Source organism: Cellulomonas sp. P22 (assembly GCF_044392165.1).
Genome location: NZ_JBISBW010000015.1, coordinates 123,360 through 135,193, shown reverse-complemented (window position 1 = coordinate 135,193; position 11,834 = coordinate 123,360). Strand labels below are relative to the sequence as shown.

The window sequence follows — 11,834 nt, the reverse complement described above, 5'->3', positions numbered from 1 at the left end:
CCCCCGACGCCCCGACCCTGTTCGACCTGCGCTGCTTCGTGCGCGAGGGGCTGATCGCGTGGCTCCACGAGTACGCGCCGCAGGCGCTGCCCCGCACCCGCACCGCCTCGCTCGTGCGCATGGAGGGCGACGAGGGTCGCGCCATGCCCTCGCCCCAGCCGACCGCGCGCCCCGAACGATCGATGCCTGCCCGCTTCCCACCGGCGCGGACCGAGCCACGTCAGCCGGACCAGCGCGGGCCGCGCCCGGCTGACGCCGAGCCGAGCTCGCTGCCGCCCGGGGTCGTCCGGCGGCGGAGCGCCCGTGTCGCGACCCGCGCGGGGGCCGAGGTGCCTCCCGGGCCGCGGCCCGACGACACCCAGCGCATCGACATCGCGAGCGACTCGAGCATGTTCACGGGCAGCATCGAGGCGATCGAGCGGTCGCGGGCGTTCGCCGGGCCGGGTGAGGACGTCATCGCCGAGCGCGAGGCGAACGCCGCCGACCAGGCCTCGGGCCGCACCGGCGAGCAGCCCGTGCTGGGGCCCGACGGCACGGCTGTGATCCCCCCGCCCGACGACCGGCGCCTGGCCACCGGCGACAGCGCGGGCGGCGACACGGGCGGCGACGGTGGCGACGGCGATGGTGACGGTGGGCACGGCGGTGGGCCCGGCGGTGGCGGCGGGCACAGCGGCGCCTGACGTCCGAGACACGGTCTCGCCCAGCGGACACCCGGTTGCATCCCCCGGATGCCCTTGTGACGGTGGACGGGTCCGAAGGCGCCACCCCTCGGGGAACGGCGTCCTCACCGGAGATCGAGAGGAGCCCCTGTGCTCACCCTGACCGAGAACGCCGCGAGTGCTGTCGAGGACCTCACCACCCAGGCCGGGCTTCCCGCCTCGGGAGGTCTGCGCATCGCCGAGTCGGCTGACCAGATCGGCAGCTTCGAGCTCGCGCTCGTGACCGAGCCCGCACCCGGCGACGACATCGTGACGGAGGGCGCGGCGCACGTGTTCATCGCCCCCGAGACCTCCACGACGCTCGCCGACCAGCAGCTCGACGTGGAGGCCGCCGTCGGCGGTGCGGGCTTCACGCTCAGCCCCCAGGTCTGACCCACCCGAAGCCTGACCCACCCGAACCCGCACGCATCGCGAGGGGCGACGTCCACCCGGACGTCGCCCCTCGTCGCGCAGCACGGCACCGCGGATCGCGGCGGGATCAGCGTCTGAGCGCGCCGTACACCAGGAACACCAGCACCGCGCCGATGATCGCCAGCAGCCACGTCCACAACGAGAAGAACGACCCGAGCTCGACCCCGAACAGGATGCCGCCGAGCCAGCCCCCGACCATCGCGCCCAGCACGCCGAGCACCAGCGTGAGGAACCATCCAGCACCCTCGCCGAGCATGCTCTTGGCGATGGCCCCGACGATGAGGCCGAGGATCAGGAATGCGATGAAGCTCATGCGACGCCCCCTCCGCTGCGGGGGCGGCGCATGCCCCCTGGTGCTCCGAACCTCTCACCAGGGGGCATCCCACGCATCCGCTGGGCGGCGGCCGAGGGGCGTCAGGTGCCGACAGCCAGGCTCCGCCACGCGTCCCGCCGGGCGGCCTGCTCGACGGGGTCCGGCACCGGCAGCGAGGTCAGCAGGCGCTGCGTGTACGGGTGCTTCGGCGCGCCGAGCACCTCGTCGCCCGTGCCCTCCTCGACCAGCACGCCGCGGTGCAGCACAGCGATGCGGTCCGCGAGCATGTCCACCACGGCCAGGTCGTGGCTGATGAACAGGCACGCGAAGCCGAGCTCACGCTGCAGCCGACCGAACAGGTCGAGCACCCGGGCCTGCACCGACACGTCGAGCGCCGACGTGGGCTCGTCCGCGACCAGCAGCTCGGGGTCGAGCGCGAGCGCGCGGGCCAGGCTCGCGCGCTGCCGCTGACCTCCCGAGAGCTCGTGCGGGAACCGGGCACCGTAGGCCTTGGGCAGCTGCACAGCCTCGAGCAGCTGGTCGACGCGCTCGCGGGCGTCGACGGCGTCGCCCGCCAGGCCGTGCACGACGAGCGGCTCGGCGACGCACTCCGCGATCGTCAGCAGCGGGTTGAAGCTCGTGGCCGGGTCCTGGAACACGAAGCCGAGCCGGCGTCGTGCGGGCCGGAACTGCCGTTCACGCACCCCGTTCATCTCGACCCCGAGCACACGCAGCGATCCGTCGGTCACGGGCGTGAGCCCGGCGATCGCCCGCCCGATGGTCGTCTTGCCCGATCCGGACTCACCCACGAGCCCGAGCACCTCGCCCGGGCGGATCGTCAGGTCGACCCCGTCCACGGCTGTGAACCCGGGGCGGCGGAACCGGCCCGGGTACACGACGCGCAGGTCGCGGGCCTCGACCACCGGGGATACCGCCTCGTCGGGGGCCGGGGCCTCGGGGCGGTCCTGGACGTGGACGGGCACCGGGACCCGGTCGCGCAGCCGCTCGCCGCCCACCCGTGGCACGGCGTCGAGCAGCGCGCGCGTGTAGGGGTGCTGCGGGTCGGCGAACAGCGTGCGCACGTCGGCCTGCTCGACGATCTCGCCGCGGTACATCACGGCGACCCGGTCGGCGAGGTCCGCGACCACCCCCATGTTGTGGGTGATGAGCACGACGGCGGTGCCGAGCTCGCGGGGCAGGCGTCGCAGCAGGTCCAGGATCTCGGCCTGCACAGTGACGTCGAGCGCTGTGGTCGGCTCGTCGGCGACGATCAGGCCCGGGTCGAGCGCGAGGGCCTGAGCGATGACGATGCGCTGCTTCTGCCCGCCCGAGAACTGGTGCGGGTAGTGGTCGACCCGCTCCTCGGGGTCGGGGATGCCGACCTGGCGCAGCACGTCGATCGCCGCGGCGCGGGCCTGCGACCGTGACAGCCGACGGTGCGCGCGCAGCCCCTCGGCGATCTGCCAGCCGACCGGGTACACCGGGTTGAGCACCGTCGACGGCTCCTGGAACACCATCGCGACGTCACGGCCGCGCACGTCGCGCAGCCCGGTGCCGCGCAGCGTCACGACGTCGTGCGTCGCCGAGCCGTCCTTGCGGGTCAGCAGCACCGCGCCGTCCACGGTGGCCGTGGCTGGCAGCAGACCGAGCACCGAGCGGGCCGTGACGGTCTTGCCCGACCCGGACTCGCCGACGATCGCGAGCACCTCGCCCGCCGCGACGTGCAGGCTGACGCCCGCGACCGCGGGGACGTCGCCGCCGTCGGTCGCGAACGTGACCCGCAGGTCCTGGATCTCGACGACGGTGCGCGGCGCGTCACCCGTGCCGGCGTCCGCGGTGGCCGTAGGGCCCGGGGTGGGGGTCTCGTCGTGGTCGGTCGGGGGTGCGCTCATGCTCGTGCTCCGTCGTCGATGAGGTCCTCGAGCGCGTCCACCTCGGCCGGCGCCGACGCGGAGGTGCTCGCGGTGGACGCGGCCGCGCGGCGGTGCCGCAGCCGCGGGTCGGCGAGGTCGTTGAGCGACTCGCCCACGAGCGTGACGCCGAGGGTGGTCAGCACGATCGCGACGCCCGGGAAGACGGCCGTCCACCAGATCCCGCTCGTGACGTCCGACAGCGCCTTGTTGAGGTCGTAGCCCCACTCGGCCGCGGCCGACGGCTCGATGCCGAAGCCCAGGAAGCCCAGCCCGGCGAGCGTGAGGATCGCCTCCGAGCAGTTCAGGGTCATGATCAGCGGCAGCGTCCGCGTCGCGTTGCGCAGCACGTGCCGGCTCATGATGCGGACGTGGCTCGCGCCGACCACGCGGGCCGACTCGACGAAGGCCTCGGCCTTGATCCGGACCACCTCGGCCCTCACCACCCGGAAGTACTGCGGGATGAACACCACGGTGATCGAGATGGCCGCGGCCAGCACGCCGCCCCACATCGACGACTGCCCGCCGCTGATGACGATGGCCGCGACGATAGCGAGCAGCAGCGACGGGAACGCGTACACGGCGTCGGCGACGACCACGAGGACGCGGTCGAGCCAACCGCCGAAGTAGCCCGACAGCACGCCGAGCGCGACGCCCGCGAACAGCGACAGGGCGACAGCGACGACGATCACGAGCAGCGCTGTGCGGCCGCCCCACACGACGCGCGACAGCACGTCGTAGCCGCCGACGGTCGTGCCGAACCAGTGCGCCGCCGACGGTGCCTGCTGCGCGCCGAACGAGACGTCGCCGTCACGCAGCTGGTTGTAGCCGTAGGGCGCGAGCACGGGGGCCAGCGCCGCGACGAGCACGAAGAACGCGGTGATCACGAGGCCCGCGACGAGCATCCCGCGCTGCAGCCCCATGCTCTGACGCAGCTGGTGGACCACGGGCAGCCGCTTCCAACGGGCGACGTGCTCGGGGGCCAGGTCGGCCGGGGGAGTCGTGAGCGTGGGGGCCGGGGTGAGGGGGGTCGTCATGTCAGTACCTGACTCTCGGGTCGACCAGCGCGGCGATCACGTCGACCACGAAGTTCGTCAGCGCGACGATCACGGCGAGCAGCACCACCATGCCCTGCACCGCGACGAAGTCACGGGCGAGCAGGTACTGCACCAGCTGGAAGCCGAGGCCCTTCCACTCGAAGGTCGTCTCCGTCAGCACAGCGCCCGCGAGGAGCATCGCGACCTGCAGGCCGATCACGGTGATGATGGGCACGAGCGCGGGTCGCCACGCGTGCTTGCGCAGCAGCCGCCGCTCGGAGACGCCGCGCGAGCGTGCCGCCTCGACGTAGCCGGTGGCGAGCGTGCCGATCACGTTGGTGCGCACCAGGCGCAGGAACACCCCGGCGGTCAGCAGCCCGAGGGCCAGGGCGGGCAGCACGGCGTGCTCGAGCACGTCCCCGATGACGGCGCCGTCGCCGGTGCTGATCGCGTCGATGAGGTAGATGCCCGTGCCCGCACCTTGCGTCTGGAGCTGGATCTCGGTGCTGGTCGTGGCCCGCCCGGCGACGGGCAGCCAGCCGAGGCCCACCGCGAAGACCAGCTTGAGGAGCATGCCCGCGAAGAACACGGGCGTCGCGTACGCGAGGATCGCCGAGACGCGCAGCACCGCGTCGGGCGTCCGGTCGCGGCGGGCGGCGGCGATGCGGCCCAGCGGGATCCCGACCAGGAACGCGACGACCAGCGCGTACGCCGCGAGCTCGAGCGTCGCCGCGCCGTACGTGGCGATGACCTCGGTCACGGGGCGGTTGTCGGACAGCGTGGTGCCGAAGTCTCCGCGCAGGATGTTGCCGAGGTACTCGACGTACTGCACCAGGATCGGGCGGTCGTAGCCCGCGGCGTGGATGCGTTCCGTGAGCTGGTCCGGGGTGAGCCGTCCGCCGAGCGCGGCGGTGATCGGGTCGCCCGTGGCCCGCATCAGCACGAACACGGTGGTCACGAGGATGAGGACCGTCGGGAAGATCAGCAGGAACCGCACGAGCAGGTAGCGGCCCAGGCCACCTCCTGCCCGTCGTCGGGTGCGGGTGGCGGGCGCGGCATCGGTGCCGAGCGGTCCGGGTGCGGCGTCGGTCGCCGCGTCGGTGGTGGCTGAGGTCATGGCTCCTGCCTGGTTCCGGGAGATGTGCGCGGGCGCCGTACCGGAACTTGAACGACGCGTCGAGCGTGGTGTCGGCGCCGGAGACGTCGGTCCCGACGACGGCGACCTGCGCGCCCTGGAGGTAGGGGACGGTCGACAGGTCGGCCGCGACCAGGTCCTGGATCTTCTCGATGGCCGCGGTGCGCTCAGCGGCGTCCGTGGTGATCGCCTGCTCGAGGATCAGGTCGTTGACCTCCTGGTTCTCGTAGTGGTTCGCCAGGAAGTTGTCGACCAGGAAGAACGGCGTGAGGTAGTTGTCGGCGTCCGAGTAGTCCGGGAACCAGCCGAGCTGGTACGCGGGGTAGACGTCGGAGGTGCGGTCCTTGGAGTACTGCACCCACTCGGTGGTCTGCAGGTCGACAGCGAACAGGCCGCTCTTCTCGAGCTGGTCCTTGATGAGCGCGTACTCGTCGGCCGAGGAGGGGCCGTAGTGGTCGTTCGAGTACTGCAGGCTGAGCTTGACGGGGGTGCTGACGCCCGCGGCCGAGAGCGTCTCCGCCGCCTTGTCCGCGTCGGCCCCGCCGCTGCCGTCGCCGTACAGGCTCTTGAGCGACTCGGTCGCACCCGTCAGGCCCGCCGGGACGTAGGAGTACAGCGGGGTGTAGGTGCCCTTGTAGACCTGCTCGGAGATCGCGTCGCGGTCGATCAGGTCCGCGACGGCCTGCCGCACAGCGAGCGCCTTGGCCGGGTCGGCCTCGCCCGTCGAGGCACCGTAGGGCTGGGTGTTGAAGTTGAAGGTGATGTAGCGGATCTCCCCGCCGGGACCGTCGACGACCTTCACCTTGTCCGAGCCGCGCAGGTCGTCGATGTCCGTCGCCGAGAGCGAGCGGAACGCGACGTCGATGTTGCCCTGCTGGATCTCGAGCTTGAGGTTCGAGGACTCGGCGTAGTACTTCACGTTGACCGCGCCGGTCTTCGCCGCGCCCAGGATGCCCGCGTAGTCGGGGTTGGCCGCGTACGCGATGAGGTCGTTGACCTTGTACGACGTGATCGAGTACTGCCCGGCGAACGCCTTGCCCGCGACGATGTCGTTGTCCGCGGTGACCGCGTCGGCCGCGAAGACCTCCTCGTCGACGATCGGGCCGGCGGGGCTCGAGAGGATCTGCGGGAAGACCTGGTCGTTGCCCGACTTGAGGTGGAAGACGACAGTGGTGTCGTCGACGACCTCGACCTCGTCGAGGTTGTAGAGCAGCGACGAGGGGCCGTTCTCGTCCGCGATCGCGACCTGGCGGTCGAACGTGAACTTGACGTCCGAGGCCGTCAGGTCGTGGCCGTTGGCGAACTTCAGGTCGGGCTTGAGCGTGACCGTGTACTCCGTGGGAGCGGTGAACTCGGCCGACGTGGCGATGTCCGGCTCGACGTCCGACGAGCCGTACGGGCTGTTGAGCAGGAACGGGTAGACCTGGTTCATCACGGCGAAGGAGCCGTTGTCGTACGAGCCGGCCGGGTCGAGCGACGTGATCTTGTCGGTCGTGCCGATCGTGAGCGTGCCGCCGGACGAGCCGCCGTCCGAGGTGGAGTCGTCGGATGCGTTGCCGGCGCAGCCGGCCAGCACGAGAGCGGTGGCTGCGAGTCCTGCGGTCGTCGCCCACAGGCGTCGTGGTGCAGCGGATGCCATCCGGCAACCCCTTCCGTCGGGCCGGGGCGTGGTGTGGGTCACCCCGGCTGGTGATGAGAGCACATGGGTAGCACACCCGCGTGTCGTGAGAAATCACTGTCTTACTGGCACGTAACGTTTCGGTTCCGATGAGGTCTCGATCCGGTGCGCATCGGCGGTTTCATCGGGATCGGGTGACCACTGGTCGGACCCTGCCGGATCGAGGTTCGGGAACGCGCGGCTCCTGGGTCCTCGTCGACGAGCGCGCGGCACCCGTGACAAACGAGGTCGGGACACGGTAGAGAGGGGGTATGCCTCTCACCGGTGAATACGAGCCCAGCCCCACTGAGTGGTCCGCCCGGCAGGTCGAGGAGTACGAGAGCTCGGGCGGCACCCGGGGCACGACGATGCGCGGGATGCCCGTCGTCATCCTCACGACCCGGGGGGCCCGCAGCGGCAAGCTTCGCAAGGCCCCGCTGATGCGCGTCGAGCACGACGGCACGTACGCCGTGGTCGCGTCGCTCGGCGGCGCACCCCAGCACCCCGTCTGGTACCACAACGTCGTGGCCGATCCGCATGTCGAGCTGCAGGACGGCCCGCAGAAGTGGGACATGGTCGCGCGCGAGGTCACGGGCGACGAGAAGGCCCTGTGGTGGCAGCGCGCGGTCGAGGCGTACCCCGACTACGCCGACTACCAGACCAAGACCGACCGCGAGATCCCGGTCTTCGTGCTCGAGCGCATCGAGGACTGATCTGGCCTGATCTGGCGACCGCCGGGGGCCGGCCGTACGTTCGAAGCATGTGCCGGAACATCCACGCCCTCCACAACTTCGAGCCCCGTGCCACGGACGACGAGATCGATGCCGCGGCGCTGCAGTACGTGCGCAAGATCAGCGGGACCAACCGCCCCTCCCGGGCCAACCAGGAGGCGTTCGACCACGCGGTCGCCGAGATCGCGCACGCCACACGCCATCTGCTCGCCGACCTCGTGACCACGGCACCGCCCAAGGACCGCGAGGTCGAGGCCGCCAAGCACCGCGAACGGTCCGCGCGGCGGTTCGCCACGGCCTGAGCGGCCACGGCGGCACCGGCCGGCGCAAGGACGGGGCACCGGTCGACCGACCGGTGCCCCGTCGAACGTTCCGTGCTTGTCAGCCGCGCGCACCCCCGCGTCGGCGCACCGCGAGCGCACCGGCTCCCGCGACGAGCAGACCCGCGCTCAGGGCGAGCAGCCCTGTGACGTCCGAACCCGTGGCCGGCAGCCGCGACGAGCCGACGGACTGCACCACGACACCGGCCATCAGGCTGCGGAGCGAGCCGTCGGGCGCCGTCCCGTTGAGCTGCACGGTGTGGTCGCCGGCCACGACCCCCGCCGGCAGCGTGAACCGCGCGGAGAACGTGCCGTCGGCGCCGACGACTGCCTCGCCGAGCAGGTGAGGTGTGGAGAAGATCCACAGGTCGACCCGGGAGCCCGGCATGAAGCCGGTGCCGAACACCGCCATGCTCCCGCCGACCTGGAGGTCCAGGAACCCGTCGGGGCCGGTGGCCGAGGACGGCGCCCCGTCACCGACGGTGGTCGCGATGCTCATGCCGACACGGCCGCCGAACACCGTCCACAGCCCGCCGGGCGTGGACACCGTGGCCGGTGCCGAACCCCCGTCGTCCCGCACGACCGCCTGGCCGGGCGCGACGTGAGGGAGCACGCTCGAGCCGCCGACGCCCGGCACGAGCACCGGCGCGAGGAGGGCGGTGACCGTCGCGGACGTGGCGGGCCCCTCACCGGCGGCGTTGACCGCCCGCAGCAGCAGCGTGCGGGCCTCACCGTTCGTCAGGCCGCCGACCGCGACCGAACCCACGGGCGCGGTCGTGACCCACGTCGTGCCCCCGTCGACCGAGTGCTGCACGGCCGTCACGGGGGACGGGCCGGTGACGGGCAGGGTGTAGGCCACGGTCACGGAGCGGTTGGCGGCCGTGATCGAGTCGATGTGCACGACACCGGGCGCCGGGATCGCGCTCGCCGCGACCTGGGCGGCACTGCTCGACCCGAACGCGTTCACCGCCCGGACGCGCACCAGCACGTCCTGCCCGGCGGCCAGGCCGGGGAGGGTGGTCGACGTGGTCGCGACGGTGGTGGCCACCGTCCACGTGGCGCCGCCGTCGACCGACAGCTCGACGCCGTAGTCGACGGTCCCGCCGCCGAGCCACGAAGGTTCGACCCACGAGACGCTGGTCGCGCCGAGCAGCGGCGTGGACGTCAGCCCCGTCGGCGTGCCCGGGGCGGACTGTGCGATGTCGACGGTCACGTCGATGGTCGTCGGCGTCGTCAGGGCCCCCGCGGTGACCTGGACGGGGAACGAACGGCTCGCGGTGCGGACGACCGCGTCGACCGCGGCCGGGTCCGGTTCGAACCGGAACCGCCCGGTCGCGGCGTCGATCCGCAGCGTGCCCAGATCCGACACCAGGGCGTGGGTGTACGAGACGCCTCCGACGGCGACCTGCGCGACCCGCGACCCGGTCAGGGTGAACGTCATCGCATCGCCGTCGGCGTCGCTCACCGAGAGGGCGCCCACGACAGGGGCGAACGTCTGGGCGCCTGCGGAGTTGGTCAGCCGGACGGCACCGGGGCCCGACACGGTCGGTGCGTCGTCGACGGCAGCCACCGCGACGTCGACCGTGGCAGCGCGCACGGTGGTGGCCGGACCCACCACGTCCACCGCGACCTGGACCGCCGGGGGCGGGGCGTCGCTGGTCGACGAGTACTGCAGCAGCCGTGCGACGCCCTGCACGACGGAGTCGTCGGCCAGCGGCCGGGAGAGCCGCACGTCGTCGACCAGGAGGACCGATCCGGCAGCCTGCCCGCCGGTCAGGTCGTAGCTGCCGGCCACGAACACGAACCGGTACTCGCCGTCACGCGGCGCGACCCCGCCCGCTGTCGCCCACGGCGTGGGGGAGGAGTCGGTGCCTACCGAGTCGAGCAGCTCGACCTGGGTGCCGTCCGAGGTGTCGAGCAGGTACCCGAGCACGTGGTGGGCGTCTTGGCTCCAATCGGCGCGCCAGTCGAACTGGAGCAGGTCGCCGGCCGTCATGTCGAACGGCGCCGAGTAGATCGCTGGGCCGTGCACGACGCCGAACGGCCACGAGGTGTTCAGGGTCGAGCTCAGGAGGACCGCGGCTGCTCCCTCGCTGGGCTGCCCTGTGGTGACCGCGTAGGTCTCCCAGGGAGCCCCCGCGTCGTCGTCACCCGCGCCCGCCGGGTACGTGGTGGTGTCCTGCGACACGAACCCGGCGATCTCGGTCACGCCCAGGTCGACACGGCCGTTGAGGACCGTCCAGTCGGAAGTCCCCGACTCGAAGCCTCCGTTGGGGACGGTGCCCGCCGTCGCGAACGACACCCGGAGCGGCCGGCCGTCCTTCCCGTCGGACACGGCGTCCACCGTGCCGATCCGCAGCGCCGTCGTGCCGTCGCCCCGCCACACGCCGCTGCCCACGACCGACACCGCCCCCGCGGTGACGTCCGCGGTGGCCGCCGTCGCCAGCTGCAGGCTCTCGGCCGCGGTCCCGCTCAGCACCGAGAACTCGACGGCCCGCGAGTCAGTCGCCGCGGTGAACGTCACCCCCGCGCCGATCGACGTCGGCGGGTCCTGCTCGGTGTAGGACGCCCCCGGGCCGCCGGCGGCCGACGCCCACGAGGTCGGGACCAGCAGCAGGCCCGTCAGCAGCGCGCCGGTCGTCGCGCGCCGGCGTGCCGTGCCCGCGGGGCGCAGGGGAAGGGGAGAGCTCGTCGATGTCGCCACGGAATCCTCGGTCGAGTCGGGGGTTCGGCGGCATCGCCGAGTCGGCTGAGGGTATGGGCCGACCGGCTGACCTGGGACGTTGGTCCCAAAATGGTGCACCATTCGGGGTGCTCCGTCCGGAATAGATCACCCGCTCGGTGGGCCCCGACCCGGGACCAACGCCTGATGACCGCCTGCCGATCGCGTCGATAACGTGACGAGATGGGCGGGCGCGAACCGAGCATCACCGACATCGACCTCGGCCGGACGTGGAAACCCGCCGCGCCCGACGCGGCCCACGTGCGCCTCGTCCTGATCTCCGAGTGCGCGGCCCCCGACCCGCGCGACGACTACGACGGCTCGCCGGACTCGCTGTTCGACACCACGACGCTCGAGGCGTTCGCCGCCGCAGGCCTGCCCGTGACGACCGTGTCCGACCTGACCGCCCTCGGCATCCACCGCACCGTCGCCGTGCGACACCCCAAGACCGCCCCGGGCATCAGCGCGACCACGGTGCGCACCCACGCGCGGGTCCTCGCCGACGAGCTCGCCCAGCTGCCCGACGCTCGCGCCTACCTGCTCATGGGAGACGTCGCGATCGCCGCGATCAACCACATCGCCCGTGAACGGACCGGCCGGCGCGCGGTCCCGGCCGGCTCGACCTACCGGATCCGCGGCGGGGTCTATGAGCTGGACGGGGTGCGCGTGTTCCCGTCGTACCTCCAGGCCGGGCCGGCATGGCGCATCGAGGCGTCGAAGCGGCGCATGATCGCCGAGGACATCGCCGCCGCGTCGGTCGTCGCGGGGATCGCCGCCGCGACCTGACCACGGGTGAGGTCCTCGGTCCGGGCTCATCCTGAAGGTGAAGTTCATGAGCTCCGCGACATGCGGCCGAATCGTGCCCGGCGGGCGGCGAAA

Annotated in this window: 9 protein-coding genes and 2 pseudogenes; 5 read left to right on the top strand and 6 right to left on the bottom strand. The window is 72.4% G+C overall.

Annotated elements, in window-relative coordinates; genetic code table 11:
- A pseudogene (locus tag ACGIF2_RS15825) lies at positions 1-680 on the top strand (hypothetical protein); the annotation flags it as partial.
- 129 nt (positions 681-809) lie between these two features.
- On the top strand, positions 810-1,091 hold the full coding sequence (locus ACGIF2_RS15820; RefSeq protein ID WP_396046927.1) for an adhesin: 282 nt from the start codon (positions 810-812) through the stop codon (positions 1,089-1,091).
- 106 nt (positions 1,092-1,197) lie between these two features.
- On the opposite strand, the gene ACGIF2_RS15815 is transcribed toward ACGIF2_RS15820, so the two are convergent.
- The 5 genes and pseudogenes from ACGIF2_RS15815 to ACGIF2_RS15795 all read right to left on the bottom strand — a co-directional run.
- Positions 1,198-1,443 carry a GlsB/YeaQ/YmgE family stress response membrane protein gene (locus ACGIF2_RS15815; protein WP_396046929.1) on the bottom strand — a complete coding sequence of 82 codons (246 nt, stop codon included), beginning with the start codon at positions 1,441-1,443 and terminating at the stop codon, positions 1,198-1,200.
- A 101-nt stretch (positions 1,444-1,544) separates the two neighbouring features.
- The gene (locus ACGIF2_RS15810) at positions 1,545-3,335 is read right to left on the bottom strand and encodes an ABC transporter ATP-binding protein (RefSeq protein ID WP_396046931.1); all 1,791 of its coding nucleotides are present in this window, start codon (positions 3,333-3,335) and stop codon (positions 1,545-1,547) included.
- Positions 3,332-4,390 carry an ABC transporter permease gene (locus ACGIF2_RS15805; RefSeq protein WP_396046933.1) on the bottom strand — a complete coding sequence of 353 codons (1,059 nt, stop codon included), beginning with the start codon at positions 4,388-4,390 and terminating at the stop codon, positions 3,332-3,334. The genes ACGIF2_RS15810 and ACGIF2_RS15805 overlap by 4 nt, the downstream gene beginning before the upstream one ends.
- A gap of 1 nt (position 4,391) precedes the next feature.
- On the bottom strand, positions 4,392-5,507 hold the full coding sequence (locus ACGIF2_RS15800) for an ABC transporter permease (RefSeq protein WP_396046935.1): 1,116 nt from the start codon (positions 5,505-5,507) through the stop codon (positions 4,392-4,394).
- A 31-nt stretch (positions 5,508-5,538) separates the two neighbouring features.
- Positions 5,539-7,164, bottom strand: a pseudogene (locus ACGIF2_RS15795) (ABC transporter substrate-binding protein); the annotation flags it as partial.
- A 290-nt stretch (positions 7,165-7,454) separates the two neighbouring features.
- On the opposite strand from ACGIF2_RS15795, the gene ACGIF2_RS15790 reads away from it, so the two are divergent.
- Both ACGIF2_RS15790 and ACGIF2_RS15785 read left to right on the top strand, forming a co-directional pair.
- Entirely contained in the window at positions 7,455-7,895 is a 441-nt protein-coding gene (locus tag ACGIF2_RS15790) for a nitroreductase family deazaflavin-dependent oxidoreductase (RefSeq protein WP_396046937.1), read from the top strand.
- A gap of 47 nt (positions 7,896-7,942) precedes the next feature.
- Complete coding sequence (locus ACGIF2_RS15785; RefSeq protein WP_396046939.1) at positions 7,943-8,215, top strand: DUF2277 domain-containing protein; 273 nt, start codon at positions 7,943-7,945, stop codon at positions 8,213-8,215.
- Positions 8,216-8,294: 79 nt separating this feature from the next.
- Here the strand turns inward: ACGIF2_RS15785 and ACGIF2_RS15780 are convergent, their stop codons facing one another.
- Positions 8,295-10,937 carry an LPXTG cell wall anchor domain-containing protein gene (locus ACGIF2_RS15780; RefSeq protein ID WP_396046941.1) on the bottom strand — a complete coding sequence of 881 codons (2,643 nt, stop codon included), beginning with the start codon at positions 10,935-10,937 and terminating at the stop codon, positions 8,295-8,297.
- 201 nt (positions 10,938-11,138) lie between these two features.
- On the opposite strand from ACGIF2_RS15780, the gene ACGIF2_RS15775 reads away from it, so the two are divergent.
- The gene (locus ACGIF2_RS15775; RefSeq protein ID WP_396046943.1) at positions 11,139-11,741 is read left to right on the top strand and encodes a hypothetical protein; all 603 of its coding nucleotides are present in this window, start codon (positions 11,139-11,141) and stop codon (positions 11,739-11,741) included.
- Positions 11,742-11,834: the final 93 nt, after the last annotated feature.